The sequence below is a fragment of the Saccharopolyspora flava genome (assembly GCF_900116135.1).
GTDB classification, from domain to species: Bacteria; Actinomycetota; Actinomycetes; order Mycobacteriales; family Pseudonocardiaceae; genus Saccharopolyspora; species Saccharopolyspora flava.
The window spans coordinates 67,372-86,384 of record NZ_FOZX01000002.1 but is presented as its reverse complement, the minus strand read 5'-3'; the positions used below and the strand labels follow the sequence as shown (position 1 = coordinate 86,384).

General features: G+C 72.7%; 20 protein-coding genes. 7 read left to right on the top strand and 13 right to left on the bottom strand.

From position 1 onward, the window contains the following. Positions 1–17 precede the first annotated feature (17 nt). On the top strand, positions 18–818 hold the full coding sequence (locus BM424_RS07220; protein WP_093414840.1) for an aminoacyl-tRNA hydrolase: 801 nt from the start codon (positions 18–20) through the stop codon (positions 816–818). 178 nt (positions 819–996) lie between these two features. On the opposite strand, the gene BM424_RS07215 is transcribed toward BM424_RS07220, so the two are convergent. The 8 genes from BM424_RS07215 to BM424_RS07180 all read right to left on the bottom strand — a co-directional run bounded on the left by BM424_RS07215 (position 997) and on the right by BM424_RS07180 (position 9,414). After that, entirely contained in the window at positions 997–1,602 is a 606-nt protein-coding gene (locus BM424_RS07215) for an energy-coupling factor transporter transmembrane component T family protein (RefSeq protein ID WP_093414838.1), read from the bottom strand. Further along, on the bottom strand, positions 1,599–2,273 hold the full coding sequence (locus BM424_RS07210; RefSeq protein WP_093414837.1) for an energy-coupling factor ABC transporter ATP-binding protein: 675 nt from the start codon (positions 2,271–2,273) through the stop codon (positions 1,599–1,601). The genes BM424_RS07215 and BM424_RS07210 overlap by 4 nt, the downstream gene beginning before the upstream one ends. Further along, positions 2,270–3,370: a thiolase family protein gene (locus BM424_RS07205; protein ID WP_175548013.1), complete on the bottom strand. Its 1,101-nt coding sequence runs from the start codon at positions 3,368–3,370 to the stop codon at positions 2,270–2,272. Before BM424_RS07205 ends, BM424_RS07210 begins: the two co-directional genes overlap by 4 nt. Before the next feature lie 5 nt (positions 3,371–3,375). Continuing rightward, positions 3,376–4,641: an AMP-binding protein gene (locus tag BM424_RS07200; protein ID WP_245775674.1), complete on the bottom strand. Its 1,266-nt coding sequence runs from the start codon at positions 4,639–4,641 to the stop codon at positions 3,376–3,378. A 1-nt stretch (position 4,642) separates the two neighbouring features. Further along, entirely contained in the window at positions 4,643–5,221 is a 579-nt protein-coding gene (locus BM424_RS07195; RefSeq protein ID WP_093414834.1) for a biotin transporter BioY, read from the bottom strand. A gap of 97 nt (positions 5,222–5,318) precedes the next feature. Further along, on the bottom strand, positions 5,319–7,385 hold the full coding sequence (locus tag BM424_RS07190) for an ATP-dependent DNA helicase (protein WP_425441988.1): 2,067 nt from the start codon (positions 7,383–7,385) through the stop codon (positions 5,319–5,321). A 122-nt stretch (positions 7,386–7,507) separates the two neighbouring features. After that, positions 7,508–8,080: an isochorismatase family protein gene (locus BM424_RS07185; protein ID WP_093415653.1), complete on the bottom strand. Its 573-nt coding sequence runs from the start codon at positions 8,078–8,080 to the stop codon at positions 7,508–7,510. Positions 8,081–8,121: 41 nt separating this feature from the next. Further along, complete coding sequence (locus tag BM424_RS07180) at positions 8,122–9,414, bottom strand: nicotinate phosphoribosyltransferase (RefSeq protein ID WP_093414832.1); 1,293 nt, start codon at positions 9,412–9,414, stop codon at positions 8,122–8,124. 115 nt (positions 9,415–9,529) lie between these two features. Here BM424_RS07180 and clpS point away from each other — a divergent pair, with 115 nt between their 5' ends. Together clpS and BM424_RS07170 are read left to right on the top strand one after the other, a co-directional pair. Beyond that, positions 9,530–9,823 (top strand): ATP-dependent Clp protease adapter ClpS, encoded by a 294-nt coding sequence (clpS, locus tag BM424_RS07175; RefSeq protein ID WP_093414831.1) that lies wholly within the window; start codon positions 9,530–9,532, stop codon positions 9,821–9,823. Next, the gene (locus tag BM424_RS07170) at positions 9,824–10,387 is read left to right on the top strand and encodes a DUF2017 domain-containing protein (protein ID WP_093414829.1); all 564 of its coding nucleotides are present in this window, start codon (positions 9,824–9,826) and stop codon (positions 10,385–10,387) included. It abuts the gene before it with no gap. A gap of 160 nt (positions 10,388–10,547) precedes the next feature. Here the strand turns inward: BM424_RS07170 and BM424_RS07165 are convergent, their stop codons facing one another. Genes BM424_RS07165 through BM424_RS07150 form a run of 4 tightly spaced genes read right to left on the bottom strand, consistent with a single transcriptional unit; the run spans position 10,548 to position 14,782 of the window. Further along, positions 10,548–11,441, bottom strand: coding sequence for a TAXI family TRAP transporter solute-binding subunit (locus BM424_RS07165; RefSeq protein ID WP_093414827.1), 894 nt, complete (start codon positions 11,439–11,441; stop codon positions 10,548–10,550). Then, on the bottom strand, positions 11,441–12,787 hold the full coding sequence (locus BM424_RS07160) for a sensor histidine kinase (protein WP_093414826.1): 1,347 nt from the start codon (positions 12,785–12,787) through the stop codon (positions 11,441–11,443). Before BM424_RS07160 ends, BM424_RS07165 begins: the two co-directional genes overlap by 1 nt. Then, complete coding sequence (locus BM424_RS07155) at positions 12,780–13,442, bottom strand: response regulator transcription factor (RefSeq protein WP_093414824.1); 663 nt, start codon at positions 13,440–13,442, stop codon at positions 12,780–12,782. Before BM424_RS07155 ends, BM424_RS07160 begins: the two co-directional genes overlap by 8 nt. A 41-nt stretch (positions 13,443–13,483) precedes the next feature. Beyond that, positions 13,484–14,782 carry an MFS transporter gene (locus BM424_RS07150; RefSeq protein ID WP_093414823.1) on the bottom strand — a complete coding sequence of 433 codons (1,299 nt, stop codon included), beginning with the start codon at positions 14,780–14,782 and terminating at the stop codon, positions 13,484–13,486. A 114-nt stretch (positions 14,783–14,896) separates the two neighbouring features. Between BM424_RS07150 and BM424_RS07145 the strand changes: the two genes are divergently transcribed. The 4 genes from BM424_RS07145 (at position 14,897) to BM424_RS07130 (ending at position 17,795) form a co-directional block, all read left to right on the top strand. Further along, entirely contained in the window at positions 14,897–15,928 is a 1,032-nt protein-coding gene (locus tag BM424_RS07145; RefSeq protein ID WP_093414821.1) for a P1 family peptidase, read from the top strand. Positions 15,929–16,029: 101 nt separating this feature from the next. Continuing rightward, positions 16,030–16,485, top strand: coding sequence for a M67 family metallopeptidase (locus BM424_RS07140; protein ID WP_093414820.1), 456 nt, complete (start codon positions 16,030–16,032; stop codon positions 16,483–16,485). Between the two features lie 69 nt (positions 16,486–16,554). Continuing rightward, complete coding sequence (locus BM424_RS07135; RefSeq protein ID WP_093414818.1) at positions 16,555–16,833, top strand: MoaD family protein; 279 nt, start codon at positions 16,555–16,557, stop codon at positions 16,831–16,833. 11 nt (positions 16,834–16,844) lie between these two features. Next, positions 16,845–17,795, top strand: coding sequence for a PLP-dependent cysteine synthase family protein (locus BM424_RS07130; RefSeq protein ID WP_093414817.1), 951 nt, complete (start codon positions 16,845–16,847; stop codon positions 17,793–17,795). Positions 17,796–18,077: 282 nt separating this feature from the next. Here BM424_RS07130 and BM424_RS07125 read toward each other — a convergent pair whose 3' ends face one another. Further along, entirely contained in the window at positions 18,078–18,920 is an 843-nt protein-coding gene (locus tag BM424_RS07125; protein ID WP_093414816.1) for an SMP-30/gluconolactonase/LRE family protein, read from the bottom strand. Positions 18,921–19,013: the final 93 nt, after the last annotated feature.

Below are 19,013 nucleotides of genomic sequence, written 5' to 3'. Positions count from 1 at the left end.
CGGGAGTTGAGCGAGACGTGCTACCGCTTTCCGTGCTCGACCCGCTCGTCTCCCGCTACGCCCAGTGGCTCGCCCTGCCCGGCGAGGCCACCGCGGACACCTCCGACGAGGACCCCGACAACGTCGTGCTGATGCCGATGGTGCTGCGCATCGAGCGCCGCGAGCCACCGGCCCGCACGGCGTTGCTGGAGGCCGCCGCCGCGGCCGCGCTCGCGGTCTGCCTCGACGAGCGCTGCGCCCCCGCGACGGAAGAGGATCCGGCGGGGGAGTGGCACGAGGCGATGCACGGCTGGATCTCCGGCCGCATCCGCAAGGTCACCCGCCGCGCCCGGGGCGCGCACTGGGAGGCGGTGCAGGCGCTGCCCGGCATCACCGTCGAGGTCGGCGGGGCCGAGGTCCGCGCCCTGCTGCCGATGCGGGTCGCCGACATGCCCAAGGAGCTCAGCCGCCTGCAGATCTCCGGCAGCGAGCTCGAACCCGACGAGCCCGGCCCGGTCCCGGACGGCGTCCCGGTCCTGTGGCTCAACCCCGACGTCCCGATGAGCGCGGGCAAGTCCGCCGCCCAGGTCGGACACGCGACGATGATCCTCGCCGCTCAGCTGCACGGCGAAGGCCTCGACGAGGACCTGCGGCGCTGGGCCTCCGACGGCTACCCCAGCGCGGTTCGCCAGGCGTCCCCGGACACGTGGGCCGACCTCCACCCCGGCGACGACCCGGAGACGGCCTGGCGCAAGTCCCGGGTCGCGATGGTCCGCGACGCGGGCTTCACCGAGGTCGACCCTGGCACGGTCACGGTCCTCGCCCAGTGGCCCTCGTGAGCGCAGTTTTCATGAAAACTGTCCCACCCCACGACACAACCCCCTTGAAGGGTCTTCAAATCCAAAACCCTTGAGAGATCACGAGTTTCGTGTTCCGGGTTTCGGTTCCCGGTTCGTGGGTGCGGGAAGTTTTCATGAAAACTTCCCCCACCCACGAACACGGGACCGCACGGGGTGGTCAGTCGTCGTCGAGGCCTCTGGCTGCGAGGGCTTCTCCTAGGTCGTCTGCGTGGCGGAGGGTTCTGACGAGGAAGGGGATGGCGAAGGCGGGTAGGGAGCGTTCCGCCGCTCTGGCTCGTTGGGCCTCTCTGACCTGGGTGGCGATGGTGGAGAGGGTGGCGATGGCTTGGACCGTGAGGCCGACGAGCAGGCCGACGCGGTCGGGGCGGATGCCGAAGCGGGCGAACGGGGTCAGCGCCCGCTCCACCGACGAGACGAGGTCGTCGACCCTGGTGACCAGGGTGAACAGGTTCGCGGCGGCGAGGGTGGCGAGCAGGCGGAGGCTGATCGTCTCTGCGCGGGTGAGGTCGAGCATCCACCACTGGAGCAGGAAGACCACCGCGACCAGCGGGAGCAGCACCCGGGCGAGCTGCCGGACGCGGCGGAGCGGGATCCGCGCGACCGCGTAGCCCAGCGCCGCCACCACGACGCACGCCCCCAACGCGACCGGTCCGCTGAGCAGGAACGTGACGACCGCGAACACCAGCAGCGCCGCCAGCTTCCAGCCCGCGCCGAGCCGGTGCAGCGGGCTGGTGTCCGGTTCGTAGAGGCCCAGCGGGTTCACCCGACCAGCTCCCGGTAGAAGCCGACCGCTGCCTCCGGCACGTCGTCGGCGACGACCCGGCCCCGGTCGAGCACGATCACCCGGTCGAAGTCGCCGAGCAGGTCCAGGTCGTGGGTGACCAGCACGACCTGCTGCTCCAGCCCGGACAGGACCTCGGCGAAGTGCCGCTTGTTGCGCAGGTCCAGCAGCGTCGTCGGCTCGTCGCAGACCAGCACATCCGGTTCCAGCACCAGCATCGAGCACAGCGCCAGCAGCTGCTTCTGGCCGCCGGAGAGCTGGTGCGCCGGGTGCTCGGCGTAGCCGTCGAGGCCGTGGCGGGCCAGCACCTCGACCGCGCGCCGCTGCCGATCCGACTTCGACAGGCCCTGCTTGCGCAGCGAGAACGCGACGTCCTCGCCCGCGGTGGGCATGACGATCTGGCTGTCGGGGTGGGTGAACACGAACCCGACGCGACGCCGGACCTCGCGGCCGGAGCGGGCCACGTCGAGCCCGTCGACCACGACCCGGCCGCGGCTCGGGCGCACCAGACCGTTGATCATCCGGGCCAGCGTGGACTTGCCGGAGCCGTTGGCGCCGACGAACGCGACCCGCCGCTCCGGGATCCGCAGGTCCACGCCGTCCAGCACGGTGCGCTCGTCGTAGCTGTGCCCGACGCCCTCGAACTCGATCAACCCACTCGCTCCCACATCGTCGCCACACCCAGCCCGCCGCCGGAGGACAGCGCCGCCAGGCCGAAGCGCGGCCCGTCCTGCCGCACCATCCGGCTGAACAACCGCACCACCAGCACCGCGCCGGACGCGCCCCACGGGTGCCCGAGCGCGATCGCGCCGCCGTCCGGCCCGGCCAGCTCCTCGTCGAGCCCGGCCGCGTCCAGGCACGCCAGGGCCTGCCCGGCGAAGGCCTCGTTGAACTCCACGACCCCGGGCGCCTGCTGCTCGCACAGCGCGCGCATCGCCGGGACCGCGCCCAGCCCCAGCCGGTTCGGATCCACCGCCGAGGTCCGCGCGCCGACCAGCCGCAGGCCCGGCACCCCCAGTTTCGCGCGCCGCCGCTCGCTGGTGACCAGCACCGCCGCCGCGCCGTCGCTGATGCCGCACGAGTTCGCCGCCGTCGCCGTCCCGCCGTCGGTGAACGCGGGCCGGAAGCGGGCGAGTCGGTCCGGGGTGAAGCCGCGGCGGGGCCGCTGGTCCCGGGTGGCCGAGCCGATCGGGACCAGCTCCTCGTCGAAGCGGCCCGCGTCCTGGGCGGCGACCGCGCGGGCGTGGCTGCGGGCGGCGAAGGCGTCCTGGCGCTGCCGGCCGATCCCGGCCTCGGCGGCGACCAGGTCGGCCGCCGGACCCATGTCCGGGTCGCCGATCTCGGCGGGGGCGAACGGGGCGCGCTGGTAGAAGCGCGGCGGCTCGGTCGCGGTGCGCGGCCGCCACGCCCGCCACGGCGCCGTGGACGGGCTCTCCACGCCTCCGGCCAGGAAGACCTCGTCGCCGGTGAGCATCGCGGCGGCGGTGGTGATCGCCGACAGGCCGCTGGCGCACTGCCGGTCGAGCGTCATGCCCGGGACCGACTCGCCGAGCCCGGCGCGCAGCGCGGCGACCCGGGCGGGGTTGCCGCCCGGACCGAGGACGTTGCCCAGCAGCACGTCGTCGACCCGCTCGACCCCGGCGTCGTCGAGCACCGCGCGCAGCACCGGGGCCGCCAGCCGGTCGGCCTCCACGTCGCGCAGGATCCCGCCCGCCTCGCCGATCGGGGAGCGCCGGGCCGCGATGATCACCGGGGTCACAGCGGATCTCCGCTGCTCAGCCGCTCGGCGATCAGAGCGCGGGCGGGTTTGCCGGAGGACGTGCGGGGCAGCGCGTCCGCGCTGAGCCAGCGGCGCGGGCGATCGGCCGGGTGCAGCCTCGCGCGGGCGTGGGCGCGCAGCGCCCGGACCGGGACGTCGCCTTCGACGACGGCCGTGACCAGCTCCCCGAACCGCGGGTGCGGGGTGGCGGCCACGACCACGTCCCGCACGCCGTCGACCTCGCGCAGCACCGACTCCACGGCCTCCGCCGCCACCAGCCGGGCACCGGTGTCGATCACCGCTCCCGCGCGGCCGAGGACCTCCAGCGAGCCGTCGGGGTGCTGGACCGCGCGGTCGCCGGTCCCGTCGGCGGTGGCGGGGACGAGTGCACCGCGCTCCAGGTAGCCGTCGAAGGCCAGGTCGGAGCGCACCCGCAGCAGCCCGCCGGTGACTTCCACGTCGACCACCGGCATCAGCCGCTCGTCGTGCCGGACCGCGATCAGCGACTGCTCCGCCGAGCCGTAGTACTCGACCAGGCGGCATCCCGGGATCGCCTTGGCCAGGCGCTCCTCCAGCACCGGGTCGACCTTCGCGCCACCGCAGATCACCAGCCGCAGCGCCGACTCGCCGCCCTCGTGCTCCAGCACCGCGAGCAGCGCCGACAGCTGGGCGGGAACCAGGTGCACCACGGTCGCCTCGCGCGCCGCCTCCGCCGCCGCCCGAGCCGACCAGCGGCCCAGAAGACGCAGGTCGGCGCCCGAGTGCAGGGCGTGCAGCGCGCCGAACAGGAACAGCGACGAGCTCAGCGGACCCGGGATCAGCACCCGGTCGCGGACGTCGAGCGGCACGCCCAGCGCGGCGAAGCTGCGCAGCCACGAGCCGCGCGAGCGCACCAGCACCTTCGGACGTCCCGTGCTGCCCGAGGTCGTGGGCAGGTAGAAGCGGGTCGACTCGTCGCCCACCGGCACCTCGGTGCCCAGGTCCTCGCCCAGCGGGGCGTCGGCGTCGAGGTGCACGTCCGGGCGGGCGTCGTCGAGCACCGCCGCCGGGTCCGGCCAGTCCGGATCGACCAGCAGCGAAGCGCATCCGGCCAGGTCAGCGCCCAGGAAGGCGATCAGCCGGGCGGTCTCGTCCGACCCCGAGATCGCCACCCGCGACCCCGGCGGCAACCGGCGGGCGACCCGGTGCGCGGCCTCGGCCAGCTCCGGGCCGGACAGGCCGTCGACGCCGGAGGAGGGGGTGCGTCCCAGGATCGGCAGCACGTCAGCCCTCGGCGGGCCGCCGCGCCGCACCGGTCAACGCCTGCGGCACCGCCCGGTGCACGGCCACCGCGATCAGCGACACCGCCACCAGCTTCACCGCGTCACCCGGCAGGAACACCAGCGACTGCACCGCCGCCGAGGGCAGGTCGCCGATCATCGCGCCCCAGAACGGGATGCCGATCAGGTAGTCGGCGGCCACGCCCGCGAGGTTGGCCAGCAGCAGGACACCGATGCCGGGCTTGGCCGAGCGCTGCACGATCAGGCCCACGACCAGCGCGGACAGGATCCAGCCCAGCAGGAAACCACCGCTGGGTCCCACGAACGGGGCGATGCCGCCGCGACCACCGGACAGCAGCGGCAGTCCGATCGCGGTCAGCGCCACGAACAGCAGCACCGACGCGGTCCCGCGCCGGGCGCCCAGCAGGCTGCCCGCCAGCAGCGGCCCCGCGTTCTGCAGCACCACCGGCACGGCCGCGCCCGCGAGGTAGAAGCCCGGGAAGATCCCGAGGACGGCGATGAAAGCGGCGAACACCACGGTGCGCGCCAGGTTCGCGGCCGGCGAGGACGGGCGTTCGGACACAGCGGACTCCCAGAAGTCGAGGTCGGCGACCGGATGAACCTACCCGCAGGCGAGCGGGACGCGGGAGCGGATGTGGGCAGTTTTACCTCGGGCCGCCTCAACCGGAGGTGAGGCGTTTCAGCGCCCCGCGCACCACCTCGGGGTCGTGCGTGGTCCAGAACGGCGGCAGCGACGCCCGCAGGAAACCGCCGTAGCGCGCGGTCGACAGCCTCGGGTCCAGCACCGCGATCACGCCCCGGTCGTTCGGCGAGCGCAGCAGCCGTCCCGCGCCCTGCGCGAGCAGCAGCGCGGCGTGCGTGCCCGCGACGGTGATGAAGCCGTTGCCGCCGTGCTCGGAGATCCGCTGCTGGCGGGCCGAGGCCAGCGGGTCGTCGGGGCGCGGGAACGGGATCCGGTCCATGATCACCAGCTGCAGCGACTCACCCGGCACGTCCACGCCCTGCCACAGCGACAGGGTGCCGAACAGCGAGGTCGCCGGGTCCTCGGCGAAGCGCTTGACCAGCAGCGCCGTCGTGTCGTCGCCCTGGCACAGCACCGGCGTCGACAGCCGCTTGCGCAGCTCCTCACCGGCCTGCTCGGCGGCGCGGCGGGACGAGAACAGCCCCAGCGTCCGGCCACCGGCGGCCTGCACCAGCTCGGTGATCTCGTCGAGCACCTGCGGCGGCAGCCCGTCGCGGCCCGGCGGCGGCAGGTGGCGGGCGATGTAGAGGATGCCGCTGCGCTGGTGCTCGAACGGCGACCCGACGTCCAGACCGGTCCACTTCAGCGTCCCGCCGTCCGACGGCGCCTCCTTCGCGGTGGCCATCCCGGCGGCCTGCTCGACCTGCTGCTCCGGCGGCAGGCCCCACTGGCGGGCCAGCGTGTCGAAGGTCCCGCCCAGCGACAGCGTCGCCGAGGTCAGCACCGTCGTGCGCTGGCCGAACAGCCGCTCGCGCAGCAGCCCGCCGACGCCGATCGGCGCCACCCGCACCGCCTTCGGGCGGTTCGTCTCGGAGGAGACCCACACGACGTCGTGCTGCTGGTCGCCGCCGAAGGCCTCCAGCAGCCGGACCGCCGTGTCGTGCACGTCCTCGGTGAGCGCGTGCGCGAGCTTGCGGGCGGTGCTGCCCTCGACGTCCTCCTTGCGCTCCGGGCCCAGCGCGGAGATGCACGCCCAGGCCGCGTCGCGGACCACCGTCAGCGCCCCGCCCAGGGCTTCCGGCAGCTCTTCGAGCCTGCCGGGGGAGGCGTCCTCCAGCACCAGCTCCAGGCCCTCGGCGGCCTCGTCGAGGCGGTCGGCGGTCTCCTCGTCGACGGCCCGGCCGCAGCGGCGCGCGGCCAGCTTCACCGACCCGGCGGTGAGCTCGCCGGTGGCGGCCGAGGTGACCCGGTCGACCAGGTCGTGGGCCTCGTCGACCAGCACCACGTCGTGCTCGGGCAGCACCGGCCGGTCGTCGAGGGCGTCGATCGCCAGCAGCGCGTGGTTGGTGACCACGATGTCGGCCCGGCCGGCCTCGGCGCGGGCGCGCTCGGCGAAGCAGTCGGTGCCCACCGGGCAGCGGTGCACGCCCAGGCACTCCTTGGCGGTCACCGACAGCTGCCGCCACGCCTGGTCGGTCACGCCCGGCACCAGCTCGTCGCGGTCGCCCGTCTCGGTCTCGGTGGCCCACTCCTGCACCCGCTGCACCTGGCGTTCCAGGGCTGAGGCGGCGAAGGCGTCGAACAGCGCGTCCTCCTCCGGCTCCGACGGGGCGTTGCCGTGGATCCGGTTCAGGCACAGGTAGTTGCGGCGGCCCTTGAGGATCGCGAAAGTCGGCCTGCGGCCGAGGGTTTCGGCCAGCGCGTCGGACAGCCGAGGCAGGTCGCGGTCGACGAGCTGGCGCTGCAGCGCGATCGTCGCGGTGGACACGACCACGGTCGTGCCGTCGGCGACGGCGTGCCGGATCGCCGGGACCAGGTAGGCCAGCGACTTGCCGGTGCCGGTGCCCGCCTGCACCGCGAGGTGCTGGCCGGTGGTGATGGTGTGCTGCACGGCCTCGGCCATCCGCGCCTGGCCCTCGCGCGGCACCCCACCGACGGCCTCCACGGCCACCTTCATCAGGGTCGCGAGATCGGGGATGTCCTTGCGCGCCTTGGCCAGCGGGAGCTTCGGCTCGTCGCCGCCCGCCCGGCTCGCCCGCTCCAGGTCGGCGGCGATCTCCGGCGGGAGCTCGTCGGCGTCATCGGACTCGAACGCGACCGGGTCGGACCAGCGCGGGACAGAGGTGGGCACCCGGCGAATCTACCGCCCGCCCCCGACGGGATCGGTCAGGAGACCACGACCGGTTCTCCCAGCAGGGTGGTACCGGCCTCGTCGAGCTCCTTGAGCGCCTGACCGACGGTCGCGCGCGACACGCCCGCGGTGAGTTGCAGGTGCACGGTCGTGTCCAGCCCGGCCGCGACCGCGTCCAGCGCGGTGGCGCGCACGCAGTGGTCGGTGGCGATGCCGACGACGTCGACCGCGCGCACGCCCCGGTCCCGCAGCCACGTCGGCAGGTCCAGGTGCGCGCGGTCCACGCCCTCGAAACCCGAGTAGCCGTCGCTGTACTGGCCCTTGGAGAACACCGCCGTGACCGGGGCGACGTCGAGCTCCGGGTGGAACGCCGCGCCCGCCGTCCCGGCCACGCAGTGCCGCGGCCAGGAGCGGACGAAGTCCGGATCATCGCTGAAGTGCGCACCCGGGTCGATGTGGTAGTCGCGGGTGGCCACCACGTGCTGGTGATCGGAGTCCGCGAGGAACTCCGAGATCGCCGCGGCGACCCCGGCCCCTCCCGCGACGGCGAGCGCACCGCCCTCGCAGAAGTCGTTCTGCACGTCGACGATGATCAGCGCCTTGCTCATCGGGGTCACCTCCAGCGGGATCGCCCGATTCTTTCGCAATGTCAGGCTTCGTGGAAGACCGTCGGGATGGCCGGTTCGCCGTTGGACAGCTTCAAGCCCTCCCACGGCAGCGACACCAGCGCCCGGCGCAGCCGCTCGCGGCCCTCCTCCAGCGTCGGCAGGTCGTCGACCCGCTTGCCGTCGCGGATCAGCGGGATCTGCAGGCGGCGGTCGTTCGGCCCCAGCTCGGGTTCCGCGCCCGCGCCGACCACGTGCACGACCTCCTCGACGGCCGTGCCGGTGTCCTTGTAGCGGCGGATCGCGGCCTTGCGGCCCCCGCGCGACTCCTTGTGCGAGCTGCGCTTGAACACCGGCCGGCCCTCGACCTCCACCAGCTTGTAGACCATCTCCGCCGTCGGCGCGCCCGAGCCCGTGACCAGCGACGTCCCCACGCCGTAGCCGTCGACCGGTTCCGCGCGCAGCGAGGCGATCGCGTACTCGTCCAGGTCGCCGGAGACCACCACGCGGGTGTTGGTGGCGCCCAGCGAGTCGAGCTGCTCGCGGGCCTGGCGGGCCAGCACGCCCACGTCACCGGAGTCGATGCGCACCGCGCCCAGGCCCGTCCCGGCGACCTCCACCGCCACGTCGATGCCGCGGCTGATGTCGTAGGTGTCGACCAGCAGCGTGGTGTCGGTGCCCAGCGCGGCGATCTGCGACTCGAACGCCGAGCGCTCGTCGTCGTGCAGCAGCGTGAACGCGTGCGCGGCGGTGCCGGTGGTGGGGATGCCGTAGCGGCGCCCGGCCTCCAGGTTGGACGTCCCGGAGAACCCGGCCAGGTAGGCGATGCGGGCGGCCGAGACCGCAGACTCCTCGTGGGTGCGGCGCGACCCCATCTCGATGATCCGGCGGCCGTTGGCGGCCGAGACCATGCGGGCGGCCGCGGCGGCGATCGCGCTGTCGTGGTTGAGGATCGACAGCACCACGGTCTCCAGCACGACGGCCTCGGCGAACGTGCCGCGCACCGTCAGCAGCGGGGAGCCCGGGAAGAACAGCTCGCCCTCGGGGTAGCCGTCGATCTGGCCGCTGAACCGGTAGTCGCGCAGCCACTCCAGGGTTCGCTCGTCGACCACGCCGTGCTCGGCGAGCTGGGCGATCTCGGCGTCGCCGAAGCGGAAGTTCTCCACCGCGTCGAGGACCCGGCCGATGCCGCCGGCCACGCCGTAGCGGCGGCCGTTGGGCAGGCGCCGGGTGAACACCTCGAACGTGCACTCGCGGTGCGCGGTGCCGTCGCGCAGGGCGCTGGCCAACATCGTCAGCTCGTAGTGGTCGGTCAGCAGCGCGGTGCTAGAGCTCATGCTCCAGAGATTACGTGGTGCGTGTGGGGGATCCACCTGGTGAGTCGGTCACCGATGGCCCGATTTGTTCGTGCGGTGGGCACGGCTGTGTGGGGGTCGTGCGACGATGGGGGGCATGACCTCGCCCGCTGAAATCGAGCGCGCGCAACTCGAGCAGGACGCAGAAGGCGCAGCGGACAAGCCGTGGGTGACCGTGGTCTGGAACGACCCGGTCAACCTCATGTCCTACGTGACCTACGTGCTCCAGAAGATCTTCGGCTACTCCCGGGATCACGCTACGAAGTTGATGCTGGACGTGCACCACAAGGGCAGGGCGGTGGTGTCCTCGGGTTCCAAGGAGAAGGTCGAGGGCGACGTGGCCAAGCTCCACGCCGCCGGCTTGTGGGCGACGATGCAGAAGGATTCGTGAGTGGACGGCTGGACCCGCAAGAACGGTCACGTGCAGGCCGAGCTCTCCCAGCAGGAGGCGGCCGTCATCCGCGGCCTGGTCGGGCAGATCAAGGACATGCTCACCGCCCGCGCCGACGAAGCCCCCAAGGATGAGCTCGCGGAGCTGACCGGCATCCGCACCGGCCCGTCCACGCCGCCGGAGGACCGGGTGGTCGCGCGGCTGCTGCCGGACTTCTACCGGCGCGACCCGATCACCGGGGACACCGACGAGGAGGAGACCGACGCCGCGGGGGCGATGCGGTCGCTGCACGAGCCGGAGCTGCTGGAGGCCAAGACCGGTGCGGCGCAGCTGATCCTGGAGACCTGCCCGCCGATGGGCGGCAAGGTCAAGCTCACCAGCGAGCAGGCCGACAGCTGGCTCACGGCGCTCAACGACGTCCGCCTCGCCCTGGGCACGGCGCTCGACGTCGAGGACGACATGCCCGACGAGCTCCCGGAGGACGACCTCCGCCGCGAGCACCTCGGCGTCTACCAGTGGCTCACCTGGGTCCAGGACTCCCTCGTCACAGCCCTCCTCGGCTGACCGCCCTCGATTGAGCTCTGGTCAGGTGATCACCCTCGGCCGAGCGTCGTGCGGCAGTGGGCAGTTTTAGCCATAACCACCCATGATCAATGTCCTTTTTGTCCGGATAATTATGGCTAAAACTGTCCCCTGGTGACGCACGAGCTCGTCGCGCCCGGCCTCACCCGTGGAGGTCGCGGTAGGCGGTGGTGGCTCCCGGGTGGAGGGGGACTTCTCCGGTGCCGATGAGGTTGCGGACGTCCAGGAACTGCGTCCCGACCGTCTCCCGGGGGACCAGGAACGGCGCTCGGCGGACCAGGACTCGGACCACGGCGGCGGCGAGGTCGTCGGGCAGGTGCGGGGTGCAGGCGAGGACGTTGGGGACGCCGATCGTCGAGACTCCCGCCGCGTGCCGGTAGGCGCCGGCCGGGACCGGGACCTGGTCGCAGACCGGGGTGCAGCGCGCCGCGACCGCGTCCAGCGGCAGCAGCCGGATGCCGATGCGGTCGTCGAGAGTCTTCAGCAGCGGGGTCGGCAGGCCGCCCGACCACAGGAACGCCTCGATCCGCCGCTGCTCCAGCGCCTCCACCGCCGCCACCAGCTCGAGCGCCTTGGTGCGCACCTGCGGCCGGTCGGCGAACAGCCGCGCTCCCATCAGCGCCGTGCCGGACCTCGGCGCGCCGATGGAGACCGACCGCAGCTCGCCGAGCTCGCGCACCGGGGAGTCGGCGCGCACCACCAGCTGCGTGTAGTTCTCGTACACCCGGCCCACGGCGCGCAGGTCCACCGGCGGGCCCAGCTCCCCGGCCAGCGCGGCGTGCGCGGCGTCGGCCAGCACCATGCCCAGGTCGGCCCGGCCGTCGCGCAGCATCTCCAGGTTCTCCACGCTGCCCTGGCTGGGCAGCACCACCGGGTGCACGTCCGGTTCGGCGGCGGCGATCTCGGCGGCGAGCAGCCTGCCGAACGCGGTGTAGAAGCCGCCGGGCTCGCCGGAGGCGATGCGCAGCTCGCGCACCGGTTCACCGCGCCCGCACGCGGCCAGCAGCCCCAGCCCGAGGAACGCGCGCCGCCGCATCAGCGCACCTCCGGCAGGTCGAGGTGCGCGGTGAGGCCGTGCGGCGCGGTGCGGGCGAGGCGCAGCGCCCCGCCGTGCGCGGCGAGCAGCTGCCCGGCGATGGCCAGCCCGAGCCCGCTGCCGCGGCTGCCCCGGTGCTGATCGGCCCGCCAGAACCGCTGCGCCGCCAGCGAGATCTCCTCCTCCGACAACCCCGGACCGGTGTCGGCGACACTGAGAGTCCGCCCGTCCCAACCGATCTCGACCGACGCGCCGGGCGCGTACTTCACCGCGTTGTCCAGCAGCACGTCGAGCACCTGCGCCAGTTCCTCAGTGGACAGCGCGACCCGGGCGGCCGGGATCTCCTCCGCCGACAACGCGATCCCCGCGTCCTCGGCCGCCGGGCGCCACGCCCGCACCCGGTCGGCGACGGCCTCGGCCACGTCACCCGGTTCGCCGGAAGCCGCCGCCTGGTCGGCGTTGGCCAGCGCCAGCAGCCGGTCCAGCAGCGCCTCCAGCCGGTCGACCTCGCCGACCGCCGACCGGTAGGTGTGCTCGCCGTCGGGGGTGATGCGCCGCTCCAGCGCGTCCACCCGCAGCCGCAGCGCGGCCATCGGGTTGCGCAGCTGGTGCGAGGCGTCGGCGACCAGCTGCCGCTGCCGCTCGTCGGCCTCGGCCACCGCCTCCGACATGCGGTTGAACGACGCCGCCAGCTCCCGCAGCTCGGGCGGCCCGGCGTCGACCGGGACGCGGGAGCGGCGCGAGCCCGCGCTGATCGCCCGCACCCCGGCGCCCAGGTCGGCCAGCGGCCGCAGCACCCAGCGGGCCAGCACCAGCGCCAGCAACCCGCACACCACCAGCGCGGTCAGCGCGCCCGCGCCGATCAGCGCCCAGTGCGCGGCGATGTCGGCGGTGGCCTGCCGCACCGAGGCCTCCAGCACGACCGCGCCGGTCACCCGCGCCCCGTCGCCGACGGCCCGGTAGCGCACCAGGTCGTCCCGCGACCAGGGCCGCAGCCACGACACCGACCCGGCGGGCTCGTTGCGCAGCGCCTTGTCGATCGGCCCGGCCACGTCGGCCGCGCGCACCCCACCGGTCTCCACCACGGGTGCGCGCGAGGCGTCGACGACGACCAGCGGTTCGCCGTAGAGGTCGGTGTAGCGGCGGGCCTCGGCGCGCAGCACGGTCGCGTCGCCGGTGCCGAAGGCGTGATCGGCGAGCCCGGCGAAGCGGTCGAGGTCGGCGTTGCGGGCCAGCACCAGCTGCTGGGTGCGCTCGGCGGCGGTGGCGCGCAGCAGCGGAGCGGCGAAGCCGGCCACGGCCAGCACCGAGAAGGTGAGCAGCACCAGCAGCAGCCGCTTACGCATCGTCGCCCAGCCGGTAGCCGAAGCCGCGGATCGTCACCAGCAGGTCGGGGCGGCCGAGCTTGGCGCGCAGCTGCGCGATGTGCACGTCCAGCGACCTCGACACCGCCAGGTAGGCGTCACCCCACACCTCGTCCATCAGCCGCTGCCTGCTCACCGCCGTGCCCGCCTCGGAGGCGAGGATCGCCAGCACGTCGAACTCCTTGCGCGTGAGCTCGACCTCCTGCCCGGCCACCTGCACCCGCCGGGTGCGCAGGTCGATCCGCACGTCGGCGACCTCGACCGACTCGGAGCCGGGGGAGAGGTGCCTGCCGCGCCGGGCGACGGCCTCGATGCGGGCCAGCAGCTCGGCCATGCGCACGGGTTTGACCAGGTAGTCGTCGGCTCCGGAGCGCAGCCCGCGCACGACCGAGCGCTCCTCGCCGCGGGCGGTGAGCACCACGACCGGGATCGGGCCGATGCGCCGCAGCTTGCGCAGCACCTCCAGCCCGTCGGTGTCGGGCAGGCCCAGGTCGAGCAGCACCAGGTCGTGCTCGCGGTGCTGGAGCAGGGCGTCGGCGCCGCGCGCGACGCGGGTGGTGCGGTGCCCGTGCGAGTCGAGGACGTCGACGAGCGCGTTCGCCACGCCGTCGTCGTCCTCGACGAGAAGAACCCGCACCGGCCACACCTCCGAAGCGAGAGTATGGCCGGTGCCGGGGTTCACTTCCGCATCCGGGAATCCTTCGAGGTCTCCCGCATCGTCAGGTAGACCAGCAGCGAGATCAGCACGCAGCCGGAGACGTAGTAGAAGAACACGCTCTCCAGACCGGCCTGCTTCAGCCAGAGAGCCACGTACTCCGAGGTGCCGCCGAAGATCGCCACGGTCAGCGCGTAGGGCAGGCCGACGCCCAGCGCGCGGATGTTGGACGGGAACAGCTCGGCCTTCACGATCGCGTTGATCGAGGTGTAGCCGCTGACGATGATCAGACCGCCCATCATCAGCAGGAACGCCGCGATCGGGTTCTGCGTGCCGCCCAGCACCGTCATCAGCGGGACGGTCAGCAGCGTGCCGGTGACGCCGAAGAACAGCAGCAGCTTGCGGCGCCCGATCCGGTCGGACAGCGCGCCCGCCAGCGGCTGCAGGAACATGAACACCAGCAGCGCGACGAAGTTGATCCAGGCGGCCGTGGGCTTGTCGATGCCCCCGGTGTTGACCATGTACTTCTGCAGGTAGGTGGTGTAGGTGTAGAACGCCACCGTGCCGCCGAGGGTCAGGCCGACCACCAGCAGGCACTCCTTCGGGTACTGCAGCAGCGCCTTGATGGTGCCCTGCTCGGCACCGGATTCCGAGGCGGCCTTGTAGCTCTCGGTCTCGTCCATGCCGCGCCGCAGCCACAGCACGACCAGCGCGCCGACGGCGCCGATGACGAACGGGATGCGCCAGCCCCAGGCGTCCATCTGCTCCTCGGCGAGGAACTGCTGCAGGACGATCTGCACGCCGAGCGCGACCAGCTGCCCGGACACCAGCGTCACGTACTGGAAGCTGGAGTAGTAGCCGCGCTTGCCCTCGGTGGCGACCTCGGAGAGGTAGGTGGCCGAGGTCGCGTACTCGCCGCCGACGGAGATGCCCTGCAGCAATCGTGCGGCCACCAGCAGCAGGGGCGCGGCCAGGCCGATCGAGTCGTAGCCCGGGGTCAGCGCGATGACCAGCGAGCCGAACGCCATCAGCGCCACCGACAGGGTCAGCGCGGCCCGCCTGCCGAAGCGGTCGGCGTAGCGGCCCAGCATCCAGCCGCCCAGCGGGCGCATCAGGAATCCCACGGCGAACACCGCTGCGGTGTTGAGCAGCTGCGCGGTCGAGTCGCCCTTGGGGAAGAACGTCGCGGCGAAGTACACGCTGAACGCCGTGTAGGCGTACCAGTCGTACCACTCGATGAGGTTCCCGATGGATCCTCGCACGACGTTGCCGATCACTCGGCGTTCGGAGCGAACCGCCACGTCGCGGTTTGCAGTCGTCATCTCAGCCTCCAGGTCTTGCCGGCTGAGAAGTGACGATGAACAGCCGAGGGCGCCCGGACAACGCCCGGCGGGCTTCCTTTACATCGGGATAACGTGATCGCCGGGAGGTGCGCGATGTCGTGGCAGCCGGGTGAACTGGACGCGCTGGTCGACGTGGGGGGTCTGCTCGTGGGCCATGACCAGCGGCTCGACGAGCACTGGGCGACCGGGGCGACCGCCGTGCTCGCCCCCGAGGGCGCCACCGGGGCGGTCGACGTGCGCGGGGGAGGGCCGGGCACCCGCGAGACCGACGTGCTCGAACCCAGCCACCTCGTGCAGCGGGTCAACGGGCTGGTGCTGGCGGGCGGCAGCGCCTACGGGCTGGCCGCGGCCGACGGCGCGATGCGCTGGCTCGGCGAGCGCGGCCACGGCGTTCCGGTGGCCGGACCCGGCCAGGTCGTGCCGGTGGTGCCCGCCGCGGTGATCTTCGACGTGCCGATGAACGACTGGGGCAACCGTCCCGACGCCGAGTTCGGCTACCGGGCGTGCGAGAACGCCACCGCCACCGAGACCCGGCAGGGCAACGTGGGGGCCGGGGCGGGCGCCGTGGTCGGGCCGGTCAAGGGCGGTGTCGGCACCGCCAGCGCCGTGCTGCCCGACGGCACCACGATCGGCGCGCTGGTGGTGGTCAACGCCGCCGGCTCCGCCATCGACCCCGACACCGGCCTGCCGTGGACGCCCGTGCCGGGACTCCGGGCGCCCGGTTCTCAGGAAGTGGAAGCGGCCCGCCCCCGTTACGAGGGGAGACCTGGTCGTAACGGGCCGGTCGACCGGCCGCTCAACACCACCCTCGGCGTCGTGGCCACGGATCTGGAGCTGAGCAAGTCGGAGTGCCGGAGGCTGGCGGTGGCCGGTCACGACGCGCTGGCCCGCGCCGTGCGGCCCGCCCACCTGCTCGTCGACGGCGACACGATGTTCGCCCTGGCCACGGGCACCGGGGACGCCCTGCCGGAACCCGGCGAGCCGGGCTGGGCGCTGCGGTTGGACCAGGTCAGCGCGGTGGCGGCCGAGGTGGTCGAGCGGGCGATCGTGCGCGGGATGCTCGCGGCGGAGCCGGTCGGAGAGGTGACGTGCTACACGCGCCTCTACCCCTCCGCGCGGGAATGAATCATCGTTGAGCGTCGTTTGCCGAAACGACGAAGCCGCACCGGCGACCCCGCGATTTCACATGCTGGGAGCTCGGTGCCCCACCTACTAGGATGGTTGCTGTGCTGGTGATCCGACGCGACCTCGTCGACGCGATGGTCGCGCATGCCCGACGGGACCACCCGGACGAGGCGTGCGGCGTGATTGCCGGGCCGGAAGGGTCCGACCGTCCGGAACGCTTGATCGAGATGATCAACGCCGAGCGTTCGCCCACCTTCTACCGGTTCGACTCCGCCGAGCAGTTGCAGGTGTGGCGGGGCATGGACGCCGCCGACGAAGAGCCGGTGGTCATCTACCACTCGCACACCGCTACCGAGGCCTACCCGTCGCGCACCGACGTGTCCTACGCCTCTGAGCCCAACGCGCACTACGTGCTCGTGTCCACGCGGGACCCCGAGACCCACGAACTGCGCTCCTACCGCATCCTCGATGGCGAGGTCACCGAGGAGCCGGTGGAGGTCGTCGAGTCGTACATGTTCGCCCACACCGGTGGCGACGAGGTTCCCGACCGCGACTGATCCGCGGCTCGATCCCCAACCGCATGTTCGCGTTCCCTATGTAGTCCTTTGTGGACAGGAGGATTCCTCATGGCAGTCAACGTTTCCATCCCGACCATCCTGCGGACCCACACCGACGGGCAGAAGTCCGTCGAGGCCAAGGGCGACAACCTCGCCGCGGTGATCGACGACCTCGACGCCAACTACAACGGCCTCAAGGACCGCCTGGTCAAGGAGGGCAACCTGCACCGGTTCGTCAACGTCTACGTCAACGACGAGGACGTCCGCTTCGCCGGTGGCCTGGAGGCCAAGGTCTCCGACGGCGACAACGTCACCATCCTGCCGGCCGTCGCCGGCGGCATGCGCTGACGGAGGCTCCCGTGGCTCGTTTCGACTCGCTGCTCGACGCGCTGGGCGAGACCCCGCTCGTCGGGCTGCCGCACCTCTCGCCCGCGCCCGACGTGCGGCTGTGGGCGAAGCTGGAGGACCGCAACCCGACCGGCTCCATCAAGGACCGGGCGGCGTTGAACATGATCGAGGCCGCCGAGAAGGAAGGCCGGCTCACCACCGGCTGCACCATCCTCGAACCCACCTCGGGCAACACCGGCATCTCGCTGGCCATGGCCGCCAAGCTCAAGGGCTACGGGCTGGTCTGCGTCATGCCGGAGAACACCTCCGAGGAGCGGCGCCAGCTGCTGCAGGCCTACGGTGCGCGGATCATCTCCTCGCCCGCGGCGGGCGGGTCGAACCAGGCCGTCGCGATGGCCAAGGAGCTGGCCGAGCAGAACCCGGACTGGGTGATGCTCTACCAGTACGGCAACCCCGCCAACGCCGACGCGCACTACCAGGGCACCGGCCCGGAGATCCTGCGCGACCTGCCCACCATCACCCACTTCGTGGCCGGTCTCGGCACGACCGGGACGCTGGTGGGCGTGGGCCGGTACCTGCACGAGAACAAGCCGGGGGTGCAGGTCGTCGCGGCCGAGCCCCGCTACGGCGAGCTCGTGTACGGCCTGCGCAACCTGGACGAGGGCTTCGTCCCGGAGCTCTACGACCCGGACGTGCTGTCGCGGCGGTTCTCCGTCGGGTCCTACGACGCGCTGCGCCGGACCCGGCAGCTGCTGGAGAGCGAGGGCATCTTCGCCGGCATCTCCACGGGTGGCGTCCTGCACGCCGCCCTGACGATCGCCGAGAAGGCGGCCGCGGCCGGGGAGTCCGCGGACATCGCCTTCGTCGTCGCCGACGCCGGGTGGAAGTACCTCTCCACCGGCGCCTACAGCGGCACCATCGACGAAGCGGCCCAACGCCTCGAAGGCCAACTCTGGGCCTGACGCCCGGAGCCCGCACCAGAAACCCGAAGAACCCCGCCTCCCAGGAGGCGGGGTTCTTCGCATCCGTCACCCGGCGCTCGGGGGTGACCGAATACGGCGGTATTCGGTGTGCGGATTCCGGCGGTAATCCGTGTTGGACCCCGAATACCGCCGTAATCCGTTGACGGATTCCGGCGGTAATCCGCGTTGAACCCGGAATACCGCCGTAATCCGGGTACCGATTACCGCCGTAATCCGTTGATGGAATACCGCCGTAATCCGGTCACCCCGAGGGGTCGGGAGTCAGCCGGTGAAGGCGAAGGCTCTGAGGCCTTCGGTGGGGGTGCGGAGGGTGAGGATGGTGCCGTCGGTGTCCGTGGGGGAGGGGAGGCCGTCTCGGGACGTGGTGATGTAGAGGTCTCGGAGGTCCTGGCCGCCGAAGCAGAGGTTGGTGGGGCGTTGGGCCGGGAGCGGGAGGGTCGCCACCAGCTCTCCCGCGGGGGAGTAGCGGTGGAGCTCGGCCTTGTCGCGGACCGCGGTCCAGAGGGTGCCGTCGGTGTCCACCGCCAGGCCTGACGGCTGGCCGCCGACCTCGCAGAACGTGCGGCGGTTGCCCATCAGGCCCGCGTTGACGTCGAAGTCGAGGACCTCGATCCGGCCGGTGCCCGCGTCGGCGATGTAGAACCGCGCGTCGTCCGGGCTCGTGGCCAGGCCGAACGCGGCCTTGAGGTCCTTGATGATCACGCCCGCCGAACCGTCCGGGTTCACCCGGGCCAGCCAGCCGTCACCGGACTCGTCGGTGCGCATCGTCGTGGCCCACATCCGGCCCTTGCGGTCGATCATCGTGGCGCCCGCCGTCATCCCCTCGCGGGCCCAGTAGACCAGCCAGGTGCGCTGCTCACCGTGGGCGTCGAACAGCGCGACGCCCTCGTGCAGGTGCAGCACCAGGCCGCCCCGGCTGCGGGGCTTCGCGCCGCCGGTCCGCTGCTGCAGCGTCATGGTGGCGTTGGTGTGGCCCGGCCGGTAGCGGTGCACATCGCCCGCCGGCGGGTCCGTCCACAGCAGCGTCTCGGTGCCGATGTCCCAGGTGGGCGCCTGTCCGGAACGCGCCGCCGCCTGCACTGCGATGTCGACCTGGGCGTGCACACTTCACCTTTCACCACACGACGCAACGGGGCCGAACCCTACCGCGCGGATCACCGGACAGGGCCGGATGGCGGACACCCGACCAAGATCCGC